The 21,789-nt window shown below is 49.5% G+C and carries 18 protein-coding genes and 4 tRNA genes; 14 read left to right on the top strand and 8 right to left on the bottom strand.

The window, feature by feature from the left end:
* Positions 1 to 130: 130 nt before the first annotated feature.
* A complete protein-coding gene (hutC, locus tag DYA43_RS08150) occupies positions 131 to 850 on the bottom strand; it encodes a histidine utilization transcriptional repressor HutC (RefSeq protein ID WP_047458912.1) in 720 nt (239 codons plus the stop codon).
* A 318-nt stretch (positions 851 to 1,168) separates the two neighbouring features.
* On the opposite strand from hutC, the gene yqfB reads away from it, so the two are divergent.
* Positions 1,169 to 1,483: a N(4)-acetylcytidine aminohydrolase gene (gene yqfB, locus DYA43_RS08145; RefSeq protein WP_032080075.1), complete on the top strand. Its 315-nt coding sequence runs from the start codon at positions 1,169 to 1,171 to the stop codon at positions 1,481 to 1,483.
* Between the two features lie 66 nt (positions 1,484 to 1,549).
* On the opposite strand, the gene DYA43_RS08140 is transcribed toward yqfB, so the two are convergent.
* A complete protein-coding gene (locus tag DYA43_RS08140; RefSeq protein ID WP_020327614.1) occupies positions 1,550 to 1,870 on the bottom strand; it encodes an HI1450 family dsDNA-mimic protein in 321 nt (106 codons plus the stop codon).
* 4 nt (positions 1,871 to 1,874) lie between these two features.
* A complete protein-coding gene (yeiP, locus tag DYA43_RS08135; protein ID WP_020327612.1) occupies positions 1,875 to 2,441 on the bottom strand; it encodes an elongation factor P-like protein YeiP in 567 nt (188 codons plus the stop codon).
* 200 nt (positions 2,442 to 2,641) lie between these two features.
* Here yeiP and DYA43_RS08130 point away from each other — a divergent pair, with 200 nt between their 5' ends.
* Both DYA43_RS08130 and DYA43_RS08125 read left to right on the top strand, forming a co-directional pair.
* On the top strand, positions 2,642 to 3,409 hold the full coding sequence (locus tag DYA43_RS08130; protein WP_024374213.1) for a nucleotidyltransferase domain-containing protein: 768 nt from the start codon (positions 2,642 to 2,644) through the stop codon (positions 3,407 to 3,409).
* Between the two features lie 106 nt (positions 3,410 to 3,515).
* Entirely contained in the window at positions 3,516 to 5,612 is a 2,097-nt protein-coding gene (locus DYA43_RS08125; RefSeq protein ID WP_061056599.1) for a PTS sugar transporter subunit IIC/EAL domain-containing protein, read from the top strand.
* Here DYA43_RS08125 and DYA43_RS08120 read toward each other — a convergent pair.
* The gene (locus DYA43_RS08120) at positions 5,594 to 7,957 is read right to left on the bottom strand and encodes a DNA polymerase II (RefSeq protein WP_061056598.1); all 2,364 of its coding nucleotides are present in this window, start codon (positions 7,955 to 7,957) and stop codon (positions 5,594 to 5,596) included. The genes DYA43_RS08125 and DYA43_RS08120 overlap by 19 nt on opposite strands.
* Before the next feature lie 445 nt (positions 7,958 to 8,402).
* On the opposite strand from DYA43_RS08120, the gene uvrY reads away from it, so the two are divergent.
* The 7 genes from uvrY (at position 8,403) to DYA43_RS08080 (ending at position 12,188) form a co-directional block, all read left to right on the top strand.
* The gene (gene uvrY, locus DYA43_RS08115; protein ID WP_024374216.1) at positions 8,403 to 9,047 is read left to right on the top strand and encodes a UvrY/SirA/GacA family response regulator transcription factor; all 645 of its coding nucleotides are present in this window, start codon (positions 8,403 to 8,405) and stop codon (positions 9,045 to 9,047) included.
* Complete coding sequence (gene uvrC / locus DYA43_RS08110; RefSeq protein ID WP_061056596.1) at positions 9,044 to 10,876, top strand: excinuclease ABC subunit UvrC; 1,833 nt, start codon at positions 9,044 to 9,046, stop codon at positions 10,874 to 10,876. The genes uvrY and uvrC overlap by 4 nt, the downstream gene beginning before the upstream one ends.
* Before the next feature lie 46 nt (positions 10,877 to 10,922).
* Complete coding sequence (gene pgsA, locus DYA43_RS08105; RefSeq protein ID WP_020327606.1) at positions 10,923 to 11,480, top strand: CDP-diacylglycerol--glycerol-3-phosphate 3-phosphatidyltransferase; 558 nt, start codon at positions 10,923 to 10,925, stop codon at positions 11,478 to 11,480.
* 273 nt (positions 11,481 to 11,753) lie between these two features.
* Positions 11,754 to 11,827, top strand: a tRNA-Cys gene (locus DYA43_RS08095).
* 3 nt (positions 11,828 to 11,830) lie between these two features.
* Positions 11,831 to 11,906 (top strand) — tRNA-Gly (locus tag DYA43_RS08090).
* A 96-nt stretch (positions 11,907 to 12,002) separates the two neighbouring features.
* A tRNA-Leu gene (locus tag DYA43_RS08085) sits at positions 12,003 to 12,089 on the top strand.
* Between the two features lie 23 nt (positions 12,090 to 12,112).
* A tRNA-Gly gene (locus DYA43_RS08080) sits at positions 12,113 to 12,188 on the top strand.
* A 188-nt stretch (positions 12,189 to 12,376) separates the two neighbouring features.
* On the opposite strand, the gene DYA43_RS08075 is transcribed toward DYA43_RS08080, so the two are convergent.
* Positions 12,377 to 13,441 (bottom strand): PQQ-dependent sugar dehydrogenase, encoded by a 1,065-nt coding sequence (locus DYA43_RS08075; RefSeq protein ID WP_225869436.1) that lies wholly within the window; start codon positions 13,439 to 13,441, stop codon positions 12,377 to 12,379.
* A 353-nt stretch (positions 13,442 to 13,794) separates the two neighbouring features.
* On the opposite strand from DYA43_RS08075, the gene DYA43_RS08070 reads away from it, so the two are divergent.
* Complete coding sequence (locus tag DYA43_RS08070; protein ID WP_020431444.1) at positions 13,795 to 14,943, top strand: GGDEF domain-containing protein; 1,149 nt, start codon at positions 13,795 to 13,797, stop codon at positions 14,941 to 14,943.
* Here DYA43_RS08070 and DYA43_RS08065 read toward each other — a convergent pair.
* The gene (locus DYA43_RS08065; RefSeq protein WP_061056595.1) at positions 14,895 to 15,830 is read right to left on the bottom strand and encodes a LysR family transcriptional regulator; all 936 of its coding nucleotides are present in this window, start codon (positions 15,828 to 15,830) and stop codon (positions 14,895 to 14,897) included. The genes DYA43_RS08070 and DYA43_RS08065 overlap by 49 nt on opposite strands.
* 7 nt (positions 15,831 to 15,837) lie before the next feature.
* On the bottom strand, positions 15,838 to 16,320 hold the full coding sequence (locus DYA43_RS08060; protein WP_020327602.1) for a GNAT family N-acetyltransferase: 483 nt from the start codon (positions 16,318 to 16,320) through the stop codon (positions 15,838 to 15,840).
* Positions 16,321 to 16,670: 350 nt separating this feature from the next.
* Here DYA43_RS08060 and pheS point away from each other — a divergent pair, with 350 nt between their 5' ends.
* From pheS to ihfA, 3 genes are all read left to right on the top strand, one after another.
* Entirely contained in the window at positions 16,671 to 17,654 is a 984-nt protein-coding gene (pheS, locus tag DYA43_RS08055) for a phenylalanine--tRNA ligase subunit alpha (RefSeq protein WP_004726210.1), read from the top strand.
* Between the two features lie 18 nt (positions 17,655 to 17,672).
* Positions 17,673 to 20,060 carry a phenylalanine--tRNA ligase subunit beta gene (pheT, locus tag DYA43_RS08050; RefSeq protein WP_061056594.1) on the top strand — a complete coding sequence of 796 codons (2,388 nt, stop codon included), beginning with the start codon at positions 17,673 to 17,675 and terminating at the stop codon, positions 20,058 to 20,060.
* Positions 20,061 to 20,505: 445 nt separating this feature from the next.
* Entirely contained in the window at positions 20,506 to 20,799 is a 294-nt protein-coding gene (gene ihfA, locus DYA43_RS08045; RefSeq protein ID WP_004726208.1) for an integration host factor subunit alpha, read from the top strand.
* A gap of 49 nt (positions 20,800 to 20,848) precedes the next feature.
* On the opposite strand, the gene DYA43_RS08040 is transcribed toward ihfA, so the two are convergent.
* Positions 20,849 to 21,625: a nucleotidyltransferase family protein gene (locus tag DYA43_RS08040; protein ID WP_020327598.1), complete on the bottom strand. Its 777-nt coding sequence runs from the start codon at positions 21,623 to 21,625 to the stop codon at positions 20,849 to 20,851.
* Positions 21,626 to 21,789 lie beyond the last annotated feature (164 nt).

Raw genomic sequence — 21,789 nt, 5'->3', positions numbered from 1 at the left:
TCATGACCAAATGAGCACTTCGGAGTGAAGTTTATTTGTATGTTTAAATGTATATACAATTAATAGTGGAAACGAAGGAAGTCGGCAAGACTGATGTTGCAAAAATGTGATCAAGTTTCAGTCTTAAGGTTTAATTTTCAGTTAGCAACACTTTCGAGGTGAGCTTGTATTTGGACCCCGGGTGATAGAGCAGGGCAGAGCTGACCAGCTTGTCGCCGCTCCACGTGCGGCGGTTGAGCAACAGGCAAGGCTCGCTTGGGTTGAGCGACAACGTGGTTTTGATGTGGCTATCCGGCACGATGGCTTCAACAGTGTGTTCAATCGCGCTCAGCGGGCAGTTTTCTGAGAGATATTGGTTGGGCGTAATGCGCGAGAAATCTTGCTGGAGATAGTTAGGCGCATAACGGGCATTGACCCAGCGTACTTCCAGTTGCAGCGGTGCGTCGTTGGCGTAATGAAGGATTTCGCTGTAAAACACCGGCGTGCCGAGCATTACCCCCAACTTGGTTGCGACGCTTTCATCGGCAATAATCTGTTGCTGCTGAATCACTTTGCTGTGGTAGCGCTTACCCCTGCTGACCACTTCATCGGCGATGTTACGAATATCGAGCAGCGGTGACTCGGCTTTCTCTTCCGGCGCGCAAACGAAAGTACCCAAACGAGGGCGGCGCTGCAGTTTGCCTTCAGTCACCAGATCGCGAATCGCTTTATTGACCGTCATTCGGCTGACATTGAACTGCTCCGTCAGCTCCATTTCCGTCGCGATGCGATGGCCGACAGGCCAGCGACCGGATTCGATGTTATCCAGAATGAAGTGTTTGATCTGTAAATAAAGGGGTGACTCTGACATAGCGCTACGAATAATTTAATTGAATATACAAATAATCTATAACTGCAAGACAAATTGCAATTGATGGCGGGGGTTTTTGCTTCAGGGTGTTAGCAAGGTCTGATTTTTGAGGGCGCAGTTCCGTCAAAGTGCGATGAAATAATCATGCCGACAGGATAAATCAGGCACGATCGTGAAATATCACCGTTTAATCTGGTGATTTTCCCCTTGCGATCTCGCATAATCGCCGCGGCATCCGAAGCTTGCTTCTGCGCAAATTCAGGGGGTAACGCTGTGGCGGTCACAGTGTGTGATTGATTTGAATAAAAAAGGTTTGTTATGACAGCTCCTACTACCATGACGTTTTTCGCCCGATTTGAGAGCGACATTCTGGCGGGCAAGAAAGTGATCACGATTCGTGACGCCAGCGAAAAAGATTATCAGCCGGGTACGGTTGTGGATGTCAGTACGTTGGAAGAGGGGCGCTGGTTCTGCCGCCTGCATATTGAGAGTGTGGAACCGGTTCAGTTTTCGGCGTTGACGGAATATCACGCTGAGCAGGAGAACATGACGCTGGATGAACTGAAACACGTGATCAGCGATATTTATCCGGGCATCGAAGAGTTGTATGTGATTACGTACCAGTTGGTGTAATGGCCTTGGTTCAGTGACCTACCGAAAATGAAAACGCCAGCGAAAGGCTGGCGTTTTTGAAGCTGATTAATCGCGCTTCCACATCATGTGGCAAGCTTTCTGATCCGGATCGCGGCTGATTAGCATTCGTGCGAACACGTCATCCAGTACATCGTTCTCTTCATTGACAAGGCCGATACGTACTTCCGTGAACACTTCCTTATCGACTTCGAAACCAACCTGTTCATCCCAGTCATCACCAACTTCAACGATTTCTGCTGCGCCGCGGTCATCAAATTGCGCGGTGAACAGAATCACATCTGCCGGCTCTAGGTTGTCGGGTGCCATTTCGAGGAAAATATCGTATGCGGCTTCGATTGCGTCGTCGTAAGAAATTAAATCAGACATGCAATTACGCTCGGCTCATGAATTTGCGTTCAGCCGTATTCACGATTACGCGTTCGCCAGTTGCGATGTATTCAGGAACCTGAACAACAAGGCCAGTTGCGAAACGAGCTGGTTTAGAACGCGCAGACGCTGAAGCGCCTTTAATTGATGGGTCAGTTTCTTCGATAACCATTTCAACTGAAGATGGTAGTTCGATAGCAACCGCTTTGCCGTCAACCAGAACGATCTGCATGCCCTGAATTTCTTCAGTGATGAACAGTAGTTCGTCTTCGATATCGTCTTTCTTGAATACGAATTGTGAGTAGTCTTCGTTATCCATGAAGATGTACTCATCACCGTCTACGTAAGAGAACGAGATGTTGCGTTTGTTCATGTCTACGGTATCTAGGAAATCGTCAGACTTGTAGCGCTCATCAACGCGTGCACCTGTTGTCAGGTCAGTACAACGCAGTTTGTAGATTTTTGAGCCGCCGCGGCCACCCGGAGTGGTCACTTCGATATCTTTGATCAGTAGCGTTTTGCCGTTAGAAACGATCGCAAAACCTTTTTTCAGTTCACTTGCCTTTGGCATGGAATAAGTTCCTTGGTTCTTAAATTCGGCGCATTATAACTAAAGCTGTGGGGGAAAAGGAATATCTGAGATGCGACTTAACCCTATGTTCGTGACTCCAATGTGTATTTCTTCAGCAACGGATTCGGCAAGGTATTGATTCAACGGTAGCCTTGGGCGAACATAACGCCAACCCATACCCACGGAAACTGCCTTCAACTATGACACTGCCGGTTATCGATCCTAAACAGCCTTTTCAGCCAGAATACCAGCCCGCCGTTGCGGATTTGGTGAAATTTCTGCGCGCCGGGCTTGGCGAGCGCCTGCACAGCATTTATCTGTACGGCAGTGTGGCGCGCAAAACCGCCAAACCGGGTGAGTCAAATCTGGATGTGGTGGTAGTAACCAAGCAGCCTTTTGAGGACACGAAGGCGACGTTGCTCAATACTATCCGCTGGCGCTTTCAAAAAAGTTTTCCGCTGATTACTGATGTCTCGGTCAAAACGGCATTGGTGAGTGACGTTGCGACGCTCGACAGCATTTTTTCATGGGGATTTATGCTGCGTCACTGCTGCGTGTGTGTGTATGGCGACGATCTGGCTGAGTGTTTTGGCCATTATGAACCGAGCTGGGAAATCGCCAAGCACTGGAATCAGGATGTTGGCGACTGGCTGACCTTCTATCGTGACAAAATTGCCAAAGCGGGCAGTGCCGCCGAGCAGAGCGCTGCGCAAAAGACCATTGCGAAAAAACTGCTGCGCGCCAGTTATTCGTTGATCATGTATCGCGATAAACAGTGGCTGGAAGACCCACTGGAATGTGGCACCCAATTTTTACGTTACCACCCTGAAAAACAGCTCGATATTGATCGGCTGGCTATCCTGCTCAGCGGGCGCGTGATTCCTAAACGGTCGGTGATTGGGCTGCTCGACAGCTTTGGCCCATGGCTGGTGAAACAGTACGAAAAAACTGAATTTCGTATTGGCTGATTGACGCTCGACTTTATCCACAAAATCACGAGAAAGTGTAGTTATTTAATAGACTTATCAATAGATGTGCTAAGGTTAGTAGTATCTCTGCAAACGGAATTGCGCCATGCCTGCATTGTCAAAGCACTTTACGATTCGGTGGGAGCGGGTGCTGGATACCAGCTCTCGTTACGTGCTCAGCTCAATGCATGCCATTCGGGAAAGCATGGTGTGGCTCATTCCGTGTTTAATGCTCTCTTCGTTTGCGCTTTTGCTCGCCAGTATGGGCGAGTTGTTGCTAGGTAATCGACCGACTTGGGTTGAAGTCCTCTATCAAACCAACCAAGTGGTCGCGGACTTTTTCCCTTACTTGATGACGGCGACGATTGCGTATGTGCTGGCGATGCAGTGGCGTTTGCCGCGTCCGCCGATGGCGTTGCTGGCGATCGTTTATCTGGTGATGGCGTCCGCTATGACCCATTCTGGCACCACCCTGATCACCTTCCATATTATTCTGGCTATTATTACTCCGCTCTATATCACCCCGTTGATGGCGAAACTGATGGCAATCAATGCCTTGAAAATGACTTCATCCGACAGCGCTGGTTCGATTGTCCGTGAATCACTGAATATGGTGATTCCTGCCATTGTGGTGGCATTCGTGGTCATGGCGTTTAACAGTCTGTTCCTTACGGCGGTATCGGATATCTCGTTGGACAAGCTGATGCTGATGGATTATGCCAATGATCCTTATGTCTTCGGGCTGACGTTCGCTTCGCTCAATTCTCTACTGTGGTTTTTCGGCATCCATGGTTATTACGCCTTGTTGCCGATGGTCGACATGTTGCAGGAAGCGAGCAATCTCAGCTACTCCACTATGATGGCAGGCGGGATTGCACCTTATCCGATGAACCTGTCGTTTATGGGGTCGTTTGTGTTTATTGGCGGTAGTGGTTCGACACTGTCACTAGTGTTGGCGTTGCTGCTGTTTGCTAAACAGCGCACCTTGCGTCTGATTGCAATGGCGAGCGTACCGATTGCTCTGATCAACGTGAATGAGATTCTGCTGTTTGGCCTGCCGATCATTTACAACCCGCGTCTGCTGCTGCCATTTGTCCTCACCCCATTAGTGAATGTATTGCTGGGACTCGGAGCCGTGCAGATGGGGTGGGTGACCGCGCCGAGTGTCTCCGTGCCGTTTAACAGTCCAATTTTGTTTAATGCCTGGGTTGCTACTGATGGTGACTGGAATGCGGTGCTGCTCCAGTTGTTCAATGTGCTGGTGGGCTGCGCAATTTATTTTCCGGCCGTGCGGCGCATGAACCAGATTTACAGCGCGAGCGAAATCAAAATCTCTTCACTCAACACCACGTATATGCGTCGTCAGGAAGAGGCGCAGGTTCTCAAAGACGATCCGATTCTGATGGCGCAGCAAAAGGAGCGTGAACTGGAAACCGTCGAACAGCAACTGCTGGGTATCAGTAGCAAAGAGTTCTGCCTGGAATACCAGCCGCAGGTCGAGCCGATATCCGGGCGGGTGACGGGCTGCGAAGCGCTGATTCGTGCGATGGATGAAAGTGGCCAGATGCAGTATCCCGGCGCCTTTTTACCCTGGTTAGAAAAGGCGGGGCTGATGAAAGAGATGGATCTGTGGGTGTTTCGCCGGGCAGCAAGAGACATAGAACGTTGGAATCGTCTAGGCGTGATGGTGCCAGTGAGCATCAATATTACGCCGGAAACCTTGATGGATGAGGCGTGTATGGAAACCATCGCTTCACTCATCGAGCCTCTGAGCGGTCAAATCGATATCGAGATCACCGAGGCGTCACTGCTGGCGGACGAGCAGTCGCTGATGATGGCGTTTAACCAACTGCATCAGCTCGGGGTGAAAATCCATATCGACGATTTCGGCACCGGCTATTCGTCATTGAGCTATCTTAACCGCTTCGACATTGACACCATCAAGATTGACCGTTCATTTGTGCTGGCTTTAGACAATCCCAAAGGGCGCAAGGTGTTTGCCAGTTTGCAGTCGGTCGCGCATGCACTCGATCTGGCGGTTATCGTTGAAGGGGTGGAAACCAAGCAGCAGTTGGATGCGATTAAGGCCAACGGCGTACTCTCTATTCAGGGGTGGTACTACGCCAAGTCATTGCCTGCCGAGCGTTTTATTGATTTCATCAACGCCAGTCCGGTGAAATCCAGTCAGAACAAGCCGAGCTGAGGGGCGCTGATCTGTTCAAACTGTCGGCCAATGAACGGCAAAATCGCATCGGCGACCGGTTTAAGCTGTTTATCGATATAGTGCTGATAATCGATCGGGCTTTTCATGTACTCTTTCGGCTCTGGGCCGTTGACGGTAATACAGTACTCAATTAGGCCGCGGTTCTGGTATTGCAGCGGACGGCCAAGACGGGCATTGATATCGTCCGCCATGCGTGCCGCTCGCACCTGCGGTGGTACATTTTTCTGGTATTCGTGGAGTTTGCGGCGCAGGCGCTTCTGATACACCAACTCGCTATCGTATTCCCCAGTCAGCGTGGCTTCCACCGTGGTACGAATGTAGTCGTCCGGATTCTCGCCGTGGAAAATCATCCAGTACAACTGATGCTGAAAACGTTGCGCGAGTGGTGTCCAGTCTGTCCGGGCGCTTTCCAATCCTTTGAACACCATGCGCTCTTTGTCGCCTTCTCCGATCAAACCTGCGTAGCGCTTTTTCGAACCGGTTTCCGCGCCGCGAATGGTCGGCATCAGAAACTTGCGATAATGGGTCTCGTACTCAAGCTCCAGAATGGAGGTCAGCGCGTATTGCTGCTGGAGATGATCGGTCCACCACTGGTTGATATGCTGAACCAGCGCGCGCCCTATCGTGTCAGCATCTTGCTGGGAATGTTCGCGTCCGAGCGAAACAAACGTCGAGTCGGTGTCGCCGTATATGACTTGATAGCCCTGCACTTCAATCAGTTGTTTGGTTTGTTTCATGATCTCATGCCCGCGCATGGTAATACTCGAAGCCAAACGGGTATCAAAGAAGCGGCACCCCGATGAACCGAGCACGCCATAAAACGAGTTCATGATGATTTTGATCGCCTGAGAAAAGGCTTTCTCATTGTTCTTTTTCGCTACATCGCGCGCCGCCCACAAGGTTTCGATCATCTGAGGCAGGAAATGTCTGCTGCGGTGGAACTGACCGCCGCGAAAACCCGGCACCGCTTGGTCGGGCGCGTTGCCAATCGGGATTTGCAAACCTTCAATCAACCCCATTGGGTCAATCAGAAATGAGCGGATAATCGATGGATACAGGCTTTTGAAATCGAGCACCAGTACGGAATCATATAAGCCGGGAACGGAATCCATCACATAGCCGCCGGGGCTGGCGAGCCAATCTTCCGAATGCAGATTCGGCGCGATGTAACCTGCGCGATGCAGTTGCGGCAGGTAAAGGTTCGTGAAAGCCGCCACCGAGCCTCCGACGCGATCGAGTTCAACGCCAGTCAGGCGCGAACGTTCAATGGCGAAATCCAACAGATGCGTGTGAGTGAAAATCTTATTCACCAGCACACAGTCCTGCAGGTTGTATTTCGCCAGCGACGGTTTATCGTGACGGTACATGCGGTTGATTTCGTCCATCCGGTCATGCACGTTGTGAATCTCTTTGCCTTCACCCAATAGTTCACGAGATACAGACTCCAGCGACCAGGAGCGGAAATGGTAGGTCGCCGTTTTGAGCGTATCGATGCCATCAAGCACCACACGACCTGGAATGGTGATGAACCCCTGCTGAGTCTGACTGGCACTGCGGAAAAAGCTTGGTTGTTTTCCTCGCCCGAGCATGAGCTTCATCTTGTGCCATTCAGCGCGTTTGTGCAGCAGGCGGAAGTCAAAATCGATGACGTTCCAACCGATAATTACATCGGGATCGAAACGTTCAAACCAGTCAACCATAGCATTGAGCAGCGCATACTCATCTTCCACCCATTGCATTGGGGTGTCGGCTTGCTGCGGATCGCCAATCATGATCACGCGGCTGTCCATCGGGCTGTCTAAGCCGATGGAGTAGAGAATGCCTTTTTCCGAACACTCGAGATCCAGCGATACCACTTTCAATGACGGCAGATAATCCCCCTGACGGCATTTAGCTTGACGCACCTGGTGATAGTCCGTGCGAGTGGTGACCTGACCAGTAAATTCGACGCTGCCTTTGACAAAACGCTCCATCAGGTAGCGATCAGCGAGACGAATATCCGCTTCCAGCGTCAGCAGTTGCGCTTGTTCCAAATGGCCAGCCAATGCTTGTGCATGTTGAATCAGCGTGCAGTAACAGGCCGCCAGCGGTTCCTGATCGAAAGACTTTAGCTCTAGCGGGCGAATGTCAACGTTCAACTGATGTTGCTTGGCGATGGATTGCGCGGCTTCGATATCCTGCTTAAGAATAAAGAACACGGGGTGCTCGCCGCGAACGATCAGCTGCGCCGGGCCTTCATCCGTGGCTAACCAGAGTTCAATCTGTGTCTGCCCCTGGATATCCCGAGCTTGTCTGGTTAATAAAAAGCCTTGCTGAATACTCAAATCGCCGATCCGTTACTGATATTTAAAACACACTGTTGTGCTGAGCGCAGACTATATCAAAATTCTGAAACTCCGTTGATTAAAGCGGGGAATATCTGTTGTACATGCATGATTATTAGTCATGTTGCTCGCTTATTATTCACTGGTGAATTTTACCAATTCATTGAAATTAATATAATTTCTATTCAGTATCTGATCCCGTTCAAAATAATGGCAGCTTGAGATAAACCACTCGAAAAGGGTTTGATATAATTCTTAACCTGTTGATTTATTAATCGATTCTCAATGCGTGACAGCAAGCGAAAATAAGTGCTTGCTAAAGTTTCCGTTTGAGCACATATTCAGGATAAGAAATTATTCTGAATTTTAGTTAGACTAGGCAGCCATGCTGCTATCCACTACCTCGGTGGGTGCAGAGCCAATAAATAAGTGTGGAGATACAAGTTTGATAAGTGTTTTCCTTGTAGATGATCACGAGCTGGTTCGCACAGGGATACGACGTATTATTGAAGACGTCCGTGGAATGAACGTAGCAGGGGAAGCTGATAGCGGTGAAGAAGCAGTAAAATGGTGTCGCAACCATCATGCTGACGTCGTACTGATGGATATGAACATGCCGGGCATTGGTGGCCTGGAAGCGACGAAGAAGATTCTTCGTTTCAATCCTGACGTGAAAATCATCGTGTTAACCGTTCATACAGAGAACCCGTTCCCGACCAAAGTTATGCAGGCCGGAGCGGCAGGCTATTTGACCAAAGGTGCTGCGCCAGATGAAATGGTGAACGCCATTCGCGTCGTGCACAGTGGTCAACGCTATATTTCTCCGGAAATTGCCCAGCAAATGGCGTTAAGCCAATTTTCGCCAGCCTCAGAAAATCCATTTGCTGACTTGTCCGAGCGTGAGCTCCAGATCATGCTGATGATCACCAAAGGACAGAAAGTAACCGATATTTCAGAGCAATTGAATTTGAGTCCTAAAACGGTCAACAGTTACCGTTATCGACTGTTTGCTAAGCTAGACATCAGTGGTGATGTGGAACTGACGCATCTGGCGATTCGACACGGGATGCTCGACACTGAGAAGTTATAGTGTCCTCGTTTGATTCAATCTCCTTTCTGAAAACAGTAACTAATCAGCCCGGTGTGTACCGCATGTACAATACCGAGGCTGAGGTTATTTACGTCGGTAAAGCCAAAGATCTCAAGAAGCGCCTCTCCAGTTATTTTCGTAAGAAGATAGACAGCGAGAAGACACGCGCTTTGGTCAGTCACATTGATAAGATCGATGTGACGGTCACGCACACCGAAACTGAAGCACTGATCCTTGAGCACAACTACATCAAGCAGTATTTGCCGAAATACAACGTGCTGCTGCGTGATGACAAATCCTATCCGTACATTTTCATCAGTGGACATCGCCATCCAAGATTGTCTATGCATCGAGGGGCGAAGAAACGCAAAGGCGAATATTTTGGCCCGTATCCGGATTCTGGGGCGGTGCGTGAAACGCTGCATCTGATTCAGAAAATTTTTCCGGTTCGTCAATGTGAAGATACGGTATACAGTAACCGGACTCGTCCGTGCCTGATGTATCAGATTGGTCGCTGTGCAGGCCCTTGCGTCAGTACCATCATTTCCGATGACGATTACGCCGAGTTGGTGAATTATGTGCGCCTGTTCTTACAGGGCAAAGATAAGCAAGTGCTGGAAATTCTCATCGAAAAGATGGAAAAAGCCAGTATGACGCTGCGATTTGAAGATGCGGCGAAGTTCCGTGATCAGATTCAGGCCATTCGCCGCGTTCAGGAGCAGCAGTTCGTTTCTGAAGACAGCATGGATGACATGGATGTGTTAGGTTTCGCGCAGGAAAAGGGCATCGCTTGTATCCACATCCTGATGATTCGTCAGGGCAAAGTGCTCGGCAGTCGCAGCCATTTTCCTAAAATTCCGCAAAACACTTCTCAGGAGGAAGTGTTTGAGAGTTTCCTCAGCCAGTATTATCTCAGCCACAATGAAGCGCGCACGATTCCAAGCCGCATTATTTTGAATGAAGGTTTGCTGGTGGATGCGAAACCGATGCAGGATGCGCTGGCTCAGCTGGCAGGCAGAAAAGTCACCTTCCATGTCAATCCGACGGGTACGCGCGGACGTTATCTCAAACTGTCGAATACCAACGCTTTGACTGCCATCACAACTAAGATTAATCATAAGATGACCATCAACCAACGTTTCAAAGCGTTGCAGGATGAGTTGAGTATTGAAAACATCCTGCGTATGGAGTGTTTCGATATTTCGCACACCATGGGTGAGAGTACGATCGCATCCTGTGTGGTGTTTAATCAAGAAGGCCCGGTCAAACAGGAATATCGCCGTTATAACATTACGGGGATTACTGGTGGTGATGACTATGCAGCGATGGGGCAGGTGTTGGAAAGACGTTACGGTAAACAGCTTGATGTCGACAAAATTCCGGACATTATCTTCATCGATGGCGGTAAAGGTCAGCTCAATCGTGCCCATGAAATCATGACACAATGTTGGCAGGATTGGCCAAAACGCCCACGATTAATTGGTATTGCCAAAGGGGTGACACGTAAGCCTGGTCTGGAAACACTGATCACCACTGACGGAGATGAGTTCCATTTGCCAAGTGATGCGCCTGCACTGCACCTGATTCAGCATATTCGTGATGAAAGCCATAACCATGCGATTGCTGGCCACCGAGCAAAACGCGGTAAAACGCGCCGTACCAGCGCGTTGGAAGGTATTGAAGGGGTCGGGCCAAAACGTCGTCAGGCGTTACTCAAATACATGGGTGGTTTGCAAGAGCTCAAGCGGGCGACTGTAGAAGAAATCGCCAAAGTGCCGGGCATCAGTCATTCTTTGGCAGAAATCATTTATCAAACATTGAAACAATAAGAAAAATACCGCACCATAAACGCGCAGTCGATAAGAGCCTAAAAATATGCGTTTTAACATTCCCAATATTCTGTCTTTACTACGACTTTTCCTGATTCCGGTCTTTGTCGTATGTTTCTATCTACCATACAACTGGGCTCCGTTCGCAGCAGCGATGGTGTTCTGGGTAGCTGGCTTTACTGACTGGCTGGATGGGATGTTAGCTCGCAAGCTTGGTCAAACATCGCGTTTTGGTGCGTTTATCGATCCGGTTGCAGATAAAGTGCTGGTTGCCACCGCGCTCATTCTGATCACCGAGTACTACCACAACATCTGGATCACCATTCCGGCGGTGACCATGATTGCGCGCGAAATTATTATCTCAGCGCTGCGTGAGTGGATGGCCGAAATTGGTAAACGAGCCAGTGTGGCCGTGTCCTGGATTGGCAAAGTAAAAACGCTGACGCAGATGTTCGCTCTGTGGGTGCTGATTTGGCGCTACGATGATTGGATGATTTGGCTTGGCTACGCTTCGATTTATGTTGCGACGATCCTGACTTACTGGTCGATGGTGCAATATCTGGCGGCGGCGAAAGACGACTTACTCAGCGAAGAACATCAATGAAGAAACGGGCGACAGCCCGTTTTTTTATGTTGGTCGACAGAGTGATAAAGTGAGACGGAGCAGGGATGGTAAACTCGCTGTCTGACTTTAGTTATCTTGCGGAAAATATGAGCTTTTTTGCGACTAAATTGACCAAAGCAAAGCTTTTTGAATGTAAAATAGACAAACGATTTAAAATCAAAAAAATTGTGTTGACTCATTTTGCCGATTCCGTAGAATGCATCCCGTACTCAAGAGGAATGCGCAGTTAGTGCAGTCCAAATGAGTGTCAGAGGCGCGTTGGCAGAGTGGCCATGCAGCGGATTGCAAATCCGTGGACCTCGGTTCGACTCCGGGACGCGCCTCCATTTGCGACACTAGCTCAGTTGGTAGAGCGCAACCTTGCCAAGGTTGAGGTCACGAGTTCGAACCTCGTGTGTCGCTCCAAATTAAAGTGATGTGGCCAGAGTTGGTCGTGTTACTAAAAATTCAAGTATCCGATATCGACGCTTAGATGGTAAAACCATCGCAACAAATTAGCGTGCCCTGGTGGTGAAATCGGTAGACACAAGGGATTTAAAATCCCTCGACTTTCGAGTCGTGCCGGTTCAAGTCCGGCCCGGGGCACCATATATCTACTCTACGTAGAACATGCGACACTAGCTCAGTTGGTAGAGCGCAACCTTGCCAAGGTTGAGGTCACGAGTTCGAACCTCGTGTGTCGCTCCAAACAAGAAAAACCCGATCAAATATGGTCGGGTTTTTTGCTATCTGGCACATGCGAAGAGGGCGAACCTCGTGCCCAAGCTGGTCGCGTCGCTCCAAATAAAAGAAGCCCGATCAGAAATGGTCGGGCTTTTTGCTACCAAAAATTTGTCATCTGACGTTTGTCATAGGGCTTTCTACTCACGGCAACCTTACGGCTTTAGGCGATAAATATTGCCGCTGTCGGTGGAGAAGTAGATCCAGTCATCGGGTGAACGGCGAATATCGCGAATGCGTTCTCCCAAGGACTCCAGTAAGCGGGTTTCATCACTGGCGCTCTGATTCTCATCTAAGGTAATCACATTAATGTGCGTGAGTTTGAGTGCACCAGTCAGTAACTTACCGTTGAGCTCGGGATAACGCTTGCCTCGATAGAGCAACAACCCGCTTGGTGCAATTGAGGGAATGTAGACTTTCCTTGGCGATTCTATCCCATCCGCCTCTTCACTATCGCCAACGGACACAGGCCCCCAATACTCCTTGCCATAAGATGTATTTGGCCAGCCGTAGTTGGCCCCTTTTCGAATCAGGTTAATTTCATCTCCGCCTCGCGGGCCATGTTCGATTTCCCACAATGTTTTGGTTGGCGTGTCGTAGAACAACCCTTGTGGGTTGCGGTGGCCAAAACTCCAGATTTGCGCCTGTGCGTTGGCTCTTCCCGCAAACGGGTTATCGTCTGGAGTCGTGCCGTCGAGATTTAAACGCAACACGCTGCCGGCGTGGGTTTGGAGATTCTGCCCGTTTGGTCGTATTCCGCGATCGCCGACAGTGAAATAAAGATGCGTCGCATCAAATGTTATTCGGCTGCCAAAGTGACGGGTGGTGTTGGAGTTCGACACGGTGACCAGCAGATCTTGCCATTTGGTGATGACTTTTCCATCCCAGTGAGCCATGGCAAGCGTGGTATCTGTTTCTGCGCCATTTCTCTTACTGTAGGTAAAGTAAAATACGGTAGGGTCGATAGGGGAGAGCGCGATATCGAGCAGACCGCCTTGCCCGTTTGCCGAAACAGAATCGACTTTCAATACGGACTTTTTAGACTGTGTGCCCAAGTCGACCAGCACGATGTCGCCGTTGCGCTCCGTGACGAGCAGTTGAGTGGCAGAAACAAATGCCATTCCCCAGGGAACGAGTAAACCACTCATGACTTTTTCTGCCTCATATGAAGCGGCGTTAAAACTGAAAAGCCACAACAGGCAACACAATAAGCGGGTCATGATGGCATCCTTACTTACTCACTGAATAATAAAGACAGTTTAGCAGTGTTTATAAAATCGTCAGTTTGAACGATGGGGTACTCGATTCCTGTCCTTATACTTTGGTCTAGTTACTGTATTTTTTTGGAATAAAGATCTCTAATTGTGATGCTGATGTATCTTCATGTTTTGCAGGAAAAATTGGCTGATTTTCTTTCTATTCTCACAATATCTGGCTGCCAATGGGTCAAGTTGAGCTTGATAAACTCTGCTTTGGTTCACAACCTATTGATCTTGTGTATGTCATAGTCCATGTATTTAGTGTGGTTTATGCACATATAACATCAGAATATTCAGCGTGGACTTTTCTCGATATGAAATCGTTCCTATGGGATCGCTATTTTGAAACGGGCATCGACGATGTTGATGAGCAGCACCAGTATTTGGTGGGGTTTATCAACAAGTACGGTGAGCTGCTGGCAGAAAACAGCATGTCATTGCAGGATGTGCGCTTGGCGCTGTTTGAATTGTCACGCTATGCGGAATTTCATTTCAAGGAAGAAGAGCAACTGATGCGTAATGCGGGTATCGCAGAAGCGCACTTGAGCGAACACATCAAAGTCCATCGTACATTCATGGCGGAAATTTTCAGCATGCAAGCTTTTCTCAGTGATACTGATGACAGGCCGGCAGTACAATTACTGGAATTCCTGATCCATTGGCTTGCATACCATATTCTCGGCATTGATCAGAATATGGCCCGTCAGGTCAAAGCGATTGAAAACGGTCTGTCTCCTCAGCAGGCCTATGAGCGCGAGGAGCGCGAACGCGACAGTGCTACAGAACCATTACTGAATGCGCTGAATGGTTTGTTTGAACAAGTCTCTGAGCGTAACCGTGAACTGGTCAAGCTTAATCAGTCGCTGGAAGAGAAAGTCCATGAACGTACCCAACAGTTAATGAAGGCCAATCAGAAGCTGGAAGCATTATCGATGACCGATAGCCTGACTACCTTGCCAAACCGGCGTAAAGCTTTGTGTCAGCTTGAAGCATATTGGAAAGAGTCAATGCAGTTAGGGGCACCATTGGTATGTATCATGATCGATGCAGACTATTTCAAGCAAGTTAACGACAGTTGCGGGCATGATGCGGGTGATAGAGTGCTGGTGGAACTGGCGCATACGCTACAACATGCGTTTCGCAGCGACGATTTGGTGTGCCGCCTCGGCGGTGACGAATTTCTGGTGATTTGTCCCAATACAGATTTGGAAGGTGGGTTGCACATTGCAGAGCTCACCCGTCAGCAGGTCAATAATCTGTTAGTCCCGACAGGCATGGAACCTTGGCGCGGTAGTATCAGTGTGGGGGTCGCGGAATCTCACGGTTTTATGAATGACCACCATGAGCTGATCAAACTGGCCGACACTGCGGTTTATCGCGCCAAAAAAGCAGGCAAAAACCGCGTTTGTATCGCTCAGTTTGATGAGGAAATCAGCGCGGAACCTAACGCCAACTTAGCCTGAAAATCCCGTTGCAGATGAGTAAAGCAGAGTTCGCGAAACCAGCGATGCTCATCGTCATTCTGAAATTTGGCATGCCACAGCAGGTAGTAATTATGGGTTGTGAGCTCAAATGGCGCGCTTAGTACCGCTAGCGGGTAATGTTTGGCGTATTGTGCCGCGATATGCAGCGGTACCGTCACCAGACATTCCGTACCAATCACCGTTTCCAATGCCAGACGCAGCGACGGCAAGGTGGCGAAAACGCGCCTTTGTTTTTTGTGCTGGCGGAACAGATTATCCACCTGGCGGCTCTCTTCATGTAATCCGCTGACCAGAATGTGCCTGGCCGCAAAGTAATGCTCCAGTGAAACCCCCTTAATCGCGATATCGTTTTGCTCACAGCAGCAGATCACGTAGTGATCACTGGCGAGTTTTTTTCCATACAGGTTTTCCGGTACGTTCACGGCCAGTGTGCCCAGCAGATCGACGTCGGTTTCTCCCAATTCACTCAGGGATGCGTTCTGCCACAACGAGGTCTGAATACCTGCCTGAGGTGCCTTCTCATACAGTTCTGAGCAGAGCGCAGGCAGAATATCCATTGAGACAAAGCTATTGAAAGCAAGACGAAATGACCGTTCGCAGTGCTGAATGTTTACCTGCGGAGGTAGGTAGAGTTGGTCAAGTTGAAACAACAATGCTGGCAGACGTTCTTTCAACTGCTCGCCACGTTGTGTCAGGGTAAACTGCTGACCATCGCGGATCAAAATGGGATCCTGGAACTCTTCGCGTATCAGGCGCAGTGCTTTACTCATTGCGGGCTGAGTCACGTTCAGCCTGCGCGCGGCATCCGTCAGGTTACGGGTTTCGAGCAGCGCCATGAGCGCAGGCAGCAGTTTGTAATTGTTCATCGATTCCTCAGAGCTGTTTGAGCATCCACACATCACAGCCGTTGTGCTCGGTACCCGGCATGGGCGCAGGTAAATGTTCAAAGCCCAGGTTTTCATACAAGCGCACCGCAGTGCTCATGTTGGACAGCGTATCGAGGTAACACTGAGCAAAACCTTGTTGCTTGGCAAAGACGAGACACTGTTGCGCCAGCGCTTTACCGAGGCCGTGTCCGCGACTTTCAGGCAGCAGGAACAGCTTCTTCAGCTCACACACTGAATCGCTGCCATTGAATGGTGCGATGCCACCGCCACCGACGACTTTGCCATTCAATGTCGCCAGCCAATAACCACTGCGATCTTGTGGTAGGTAATGCTCGCTCATCGCCAGTACTTCAGCGTCCGACGGGCCAAAGCCGTCACCAATTGCGCCAAATTCGGCGCCCACTTTTTTAATGATATCGCAGATGGTTTGGTCATATTCCGCGCTGATGGGCAGGATGTGGGGTTGCATGTCGACCTCGATAAATGGTTGAGAATGAGTCTTTACCATACGTGGTGATAAGTATAAACAGAAATCAAAATTCGCACGAACAGGTATAACCAAAAGTGATGATCGATGAAAATAGTTCTCAGCAATAAATCTGGCTGTTTAACAATTAAACGAAAGCGCATTTTCCTCGTGCTGAAAGTGTGATTCAGGCCGATTTCAATTTGGCTTTGACAGCAGCTTTAGTTACTATGTACAGCTATTTGAAAAACCCCAAGAATCCCTTACGGTCAGCCTTATCGGCCCCCAAAAGGGCACCAAGGTAACCCTTTCGGGCTCCTTAAGGAAACTGCTCATCAGCAGACGAGGAAACGATGCAACATCTACAAGAGATTATTGCTAACGCGACCGCAGCCATCAACGCTGCAGAGTCGTTAGTCGCACTGGATGAAGTGCGTGTTCAGTACCTGGGCAAAAAAGGTGAGCTGACCGCTCAACTACAAAGCCTGGGCAAGCTTCCACCAGAAGAGCGCCGTACCGCTGGTCAGGAAATTAACGTCGCAAAAGAAACGGTTCAAAAAGCCATTGCTGCGCGTAAGGACAGCCTACAACGTGCAGAGCTGGAAGCGAAGCTGGCGGCAGAAACTATCGACGTGACCCTACCTGGTCGTCGTATCGAGAACGGTGGTCTGCACCCAGTAACCCGCACAATCGAGCGTATTGAAAGCTTCTTTGGTGAACTGGGCTTTACCGTTGAGTCTGGTCCTGAAATCGAAGACGATTTCCATAACTTCGATGCTCTGAACATCGCAGATGATCACCCAGCGCGTACTGACCACGATACCTTCTTCTTTAATCCAAAGTTGATGCTGCGTACTCACACGTCTGGCGTACAGATTCGTACCATGGAAGAGAACCAGCCACCGCTGCGTTTCATCGCTCCTGGCCGTGTTTATCGTAACGACTACGACCAAACGCACACGCCAATGTTCCATCAGGTGGAAGGCATGCTGGTTGACGAAAACGTGAACTTTGCGCAGCTGAAAGGCATTCTGCACGACTTCCTGTGCAACTTCTTTGAAGAAGATCTGGAAGTGCGTTTCCGTCCGTCTTACTTCCCATTCACTGAGCCTTCAGCCGAAGTGGACGTGAAAGGTAAGAATGGTAAATGGCTGGAAGTACTGGGCTGCGGTATGGTGCATCCAAATGTGCTGCGCAGTGTTGGTATCGACCCTGAAAAATACTCTGGTTTCGCATTCGGTATGGGCGTAGAGCGTCTTACCATGCTTCGTTACGGTGTGAACGACCTGCGTGCGTTCTTCGAAAACGATCTTCGTTTCCTAAAACAGTTCAAGTAATCCAGAGGTTTAATCACAATGAAATTCAGCGAATCTTGGCTTCGTGAGTGGGTTAACCCAGCGGTTACCACTGGCGAGCTTACTCACCAAATTACTATGGCCGGCCTGGAAGTTGACGATGTCCTTCCTGTAGCGGGTACTTTTACTGGCGTTAAAGTTGGTCACGTTGTGGAATGTGGTCAGCACCCAGATGCAGACAAACTGCGTGTGACAAAAGTGGATGTGGGCGAAGAAGAACTGCTCGACATCGTGTGTGGCGCGCCAAACTGCCGTCAGGGCCTGAAAGTCGCGGTTGCGACGGTTGGCGCTGTTTTGCCAGGCGATTTCAAAATCAAGAAAGCGAAGCTACGTGGCCAGCCTTCTCACGGCATGCTGTGTTCATTCTCTGAACTGGGTATTGATGTTGAATCAAGCGGCATCATGGAGCTGGCGGAAGATGCCGTTATCGGTACGGATTTCCGTGAATTCCTGGCTCTGGATGACGTCACTATTGATGTAGACCTGACGTCAAACCGCGCGGACTGTTTCAGCCTGCGTGGTATGGCTCGTGAAGTGGGCGTACTTAACCGTGCCGATGTGGCTGAGCCTTCGGTTGCACCAGTTGCACCGGCAATCGATGCCACCCTTTCTATTGAAGTCAAAGCGCCAGCGGCGTGTCCTCGCTACTTGGGTCGTATTGTTAAGAACGTGAACGTTCAGGCACAAACTCCACTTTGGATGCAAGAGAAGCTGCGTCGCTGTGGTATTCGTTCTATCGACCCGGTTGTCGACATCACGAACTATGTGATGCTGGAACAAGGCCAACCAATGCACGCGTTTGATCTGGCGAAGATCGACGGTGGTATTGTGGTGCGCCTGGCAGAGCAGGGCGAGAAATTGACCCTGTTGGATGGCAGCGAAGCAGAACTGAACGCCGACACACTGATCATTGCAGACCACAACAAAGCGCTGGCGATTGCGGGTATCTTTGGTGGCGAGCACTCGGGCGTGAGCACTGAAACCAAAGATGTGCTGCTAGAATGTGCATTCTTCGCTCCGGATCATATCCGTGGCCGCGCACGCAGCTACGGTCTGCACACCGATTCTTCAATGCGTTTTGAACGTGGTGTGGACTACGCACTGCAATTTGCTGCGATGGAACGTGCAACTCAGCTTCTGATCGACATCTGTGGTGGTGAAGTTGCGCCAGTGGTTGCGGCTGAATCTGATGCCGATCTGCCAAAACCGAACACCGTGGCTTTGCGTCGCACTAAACTGGACAACCTGCTGGGTCACCACATCGCGGATGCGGACGTGGTTGAAATCCTGCAACGTCTGGGTATGACCGTTGAAACCACTGCGGAAGGCTGGACAGCGACAGCGCCAACCTGGCGTTTTGACATCGCAATCGAGCAGGATCTGGTGGAAGAAGTGGGCCGTATCTACGGTTACGACAACATTCCAAACCAGGCGCCAGCGGCTGCGCTGAACATGAACCTGCACAAAGAAGCGAACCTGCCTCTGAAACGCGTTCGTGATCTGCTGGTTGACCGTGGTTACCACGAAGCGATTACATACAGCTTCGTTGAACCAGAGCAGCAAAAACTGATCGTGCCAGATGTTGAGCCTTTGATTCTGCCAAACCCAATCTCTGCAGATATGTCTGCTATGCGTTTGAGCCTGATTCAAGGTCTGCTGAACACGGTGGTTCATAACCAAAAACGTCAGCAACCACGAGTTCGTCTGTTCGAACAAGGTCTGCGTTTCATTCCGGATCAAGCGGCTGAAAACGGCATGCGTCAAGAGCCAATCCTGGCGGGTGTGATTTCTGGTACTCGCGGTGAAGAGCACTGGAACCTGGAAACAGCAACGGTGGATTTCTTCGACCTGAAAGGTGATGTCGAAGCGATTCTGGAACTGACGGCCAACGGCAAAGCGTACAGCTTCGCGGCGGCGAAACATCCAGCGCTACACCCTGGCCAGTCAGCAGCGATTGTTCTGGACGGCAAAGAGATTGGTGTGATCGGTACGGTTCACCCTGAGCTTGAACGTAAATTTGGTCTGAACGGTCGTACTATCGTGTTTGAAATCGAATGGTCGGCAATCAATACCAAAGTGATTCCTGAAGCGGTCGCGCTGTCTAAGTTCCCTTCAAACCGTCGTGATATCGCGGTTGTAGTGGACGACGCAGTGGCGTCTGGTGACATCGTTAACGCGTGTCTGGAGCAGGGCGGCGAGTTCCTGAAAGACGCTAAACTGTTCGACGTTTACGTTGGTAAAGGCGTTGAAGATGGTAAGAAGAGCCTGGCAATTGCCCTGACTCTGCAATCCGCAGAACGCACGCTGGAAGATGCCGATATCGCCGGTGCGGTTGAAGCGATTGTTGCTCACGTATCAGCGAAATTTGGCGCAACACTGCGCGACTGATTGTTGTCATTGAGTGTGAAAAAGCAGGCTTGAGAGCCTGCTTTTTTTACGCCTGCAATTTTGCTATGAAGTGACAAGTTTGGCATGTATCCTGAGCAACCGCCTGATTTACAGATAAATTTAAAAAATTTTTTTGGCGTAACGAAAAATTTTTCCTACGCTGTAATTAGAGAGAACCTCTGAGTATTTTAAAGAAAGTGGTATAAGTAACTAAAATGTCAGTAGTTTTTCTTTTAATATGAAGACAAATTTTGCTTCTAAGCGCGGGATATGCGCCTCTTTTTACCGTTAGACTTTGTTTAGTCTCAATAAAAAAGTTGGCGAAAATCATAAGCTTGGCATACACTTTTCAGGTAAAGCCGATATGTCGTTGATTGGCTAAGCAAAAATTGCTTTGGTGCTGTCACTGCGCAGCAAGGTTTAACATAGCTTTGAGGGAAGTTTTATGGCGCTCACAAAGGCCGATTTGGCTGAGAACCTGTTTGAAAAACTAGGGTTTAGTAAACGGGATGCCAAGGAAACGGTTGAAGTGTTTTTTGAAGAAATTCGTAAAGCACTCGAAGGTGGCGAACAGGTAAAACTCTCCGGTTTTGGTAATTTTGATCTGCGAGACAAAAACGAGCGTCCGGGTCGAAATCCAAAAACGGGTGAAGATATTCCTATCACCGCTCGACGTGTCGTAACGTTCCGCCCAGGGCAAAAACTAAAAGCCCGAGTCGAGAACATTAAAAAGTCGTAAAAAGACCGAGCATTAGACCACGCTTTCGCGTGGTCTTTTCATATTTGGCTTATGCTGCCTGGATGTGTGTGGTGATGTAAGGCTGCCAAGCCTGCTGGTAAAGGTTTTGCGACTCGCGACGAATCTGCTTAATCTTCGCGACTTCCCAATCATTGAGTGCTCGCTGTTCGCGTCCTGCGTTGCGCTCAATCTTCTGAATCTGCTCATAAAGATCATGTTCCGGGCCGCTTTTCACATCGGCAATCGCTTTAAGGTGAAACTGCACTTCTGCGATGATGCCTGTTTTAGGCAGTTGGACCAGTACGTTCAGATCACGATAGCCTGAGTCTGCGGGAGATTTGAAGCGGTTTTTCACCTTAAGAACGGTCGCTTCGCGGCTCAGCGCCTCATACGCATCAACCAGACTCGGGACGTCGTTGGCAATGATGGTCGCGCGGGCCAGGTCGGTAATGCGCTCTGGCTGACCGTTAAGCTCCAGTTCAATTTTTTCTGCCGCGCGATGCTGTGATTTAACGCCGGCAAAGTAGGCTTGGGTGGACGTTAGCAGGGCCGTACTTTTACACAGTGTTTCCAGTTCGCACTGCGCTTGGTGGGCTTTACTGTAGAGTACATCAAAATCCTGATAAGGCTGGAGAACGCTATTTTGCGTGGTTTGAATGCCGTAAAGGCCGCTGAGGCTGTGTTTGAAAAGCTTTGAACTGACTTGATTTTGTGACTCGCCCCGATCTTCTCTTGGTGACGTGTCTAATGGCAGAGCAGCCGCAAAAGCAGGCGCTCGGCTCAGAACCAGAAGCATCAGTGCCGTTGTTCGTAGGAATAGGCTCATTCACTCTCCTTAGCTTGCGTTGTTAGGTCAAAAGTGGCAATCAGAAGGCCCATAACAGAGTGCAAACAAAGAAATCTCTTCAATAAAGAGGTTGGGTTGAAATCGTAAAACTCAATCGCATCCCAACATCAAATGTGCAGAGTGTGTATTCCATCACATTACAA

Origin of the sequence: Vibrio fluvialis, from assembly GCF_900460245.1 — a bacterium.
Lineage (GTDB): Bacteria > Pseudomonadota > Gammaproteobacteria > Enterobacterales > Vibrionaceae > Vibrio > Vibrio fluvialis.
Note: the sequence above shows the minus strand (reverse complement) of the source record. Positions and strands in the feature narration are given on the sequence as shown.

What these genes read in the sequence shown, in the direction of transcription:
- hutC (WP_047458912.1), bottom strand. Translation starts at nt 850, where the DNA reads ATGTCAGAGTCACCCCTTTATTTACAGATCAAACACTTCATTCTGGAT.
- yqfB (WP_032080075.1), top strand. Translation starts at nt 1,169, where the DNA reads ATGACAGCTCCTACTACCATGACGTTTTTCGCCCGATTTGAGAGCGAC.
- DYA43_RS08140 (WP_020327614.1), bottom strand. Translation starts at nt 1,870, where the DNA reads ATGTCTGATTTAATTTCTTACGACGACGCAATCGAAGCCGCATACGAT.
- yeiP (WP_020327612.1), bottom strand. Translation starts at nt 2,441, where the DNA reads ATGCCAAAGGCAAGTGAACTGAAAAAAGGTTTTGCGATCGTTTCTAAC.
- DYA43_RS08130 (WP_024374213.1), top strand. Translation starts at nt 2,642, where the DNA reads ATGACACTGCCGGTTATCGATCCTAAACAGCCTTTTCAGCCAGAATAC.
- DYA43_RS08125 (WP_061056599.1), top strand. Translation starts at nt 3,516, where the DNA reads ATGCCTGCATTGTCAAAGCACTTTACGATTCGGTGGGAGCGGGTGCTG.
- pgsA (WP_020327606.1), top strand. Translation starts at nt 10,923, where the DNA reads ATGCGTTTTAACATTCCCAATATTCTGTCTTTACTACGACTTTTCCTG.
- DYA43_RS08075 (WP_225869436.1), bottom strand. Translation starts at nt 13,441, where the DNA reads ATGACCCGCTTATTGTGTTGCCTGTTGTGGCTTTTCAGTTTTAACGCC.
- DYA43_RS08070 (WP_020431444.1), top strand. Translation starts at nt 13,795, where the DNA reads ATGAAATCGTTCCTATGGGATCGCTATTTTGAAACGGGCATCGACGAT.
- DYA43_RS08065 (WP_061056595.1), bottom strand. Translation starts at nt 15,830, where the DNA reads ATGAACAATTACAAACTGCTGCCTGCGCTCATGGCGCTGCTCGAAACC.
- DYA43_RS08060 (WP_020327602.1), bottom strand. Translation starts at nt 16,320, where the DNA reads ATGCAACCCCACATCCTGCCCATCAGCGCGGAATATGACCAAACCATC.
- pheS (WP_004726210.1), top strand. Translation starts at nt 16,671, where the DNA reads ATGCAACATCTACAAGAGATTATTGCTAACGCGACCGCAGCCATCAAC.
- pheT (WP_061056594.1), top strand. Translation starts at nt 17,673, where the DNA reads ATGAAATTCAGCGAATCTTGGCTTCGTGAGTGGGTTAACCCAGCGGTT.
- ihfA (WP_004726208.1), top strand. Translation starts at nt 20,506, where the DNA reads ATGGCGCTCACAAAGGCCGATTTGGCTGAGAACCTGTTTGAAAAACTA.
- DYA43_RS08040 (WP_020327598.1), bottom strand. Translation starts at nt 21,625, where the DNA reads ATGAGCCTATTCCTACGAACAACGGCACTGATGCTTCTGGTTCTGAGC.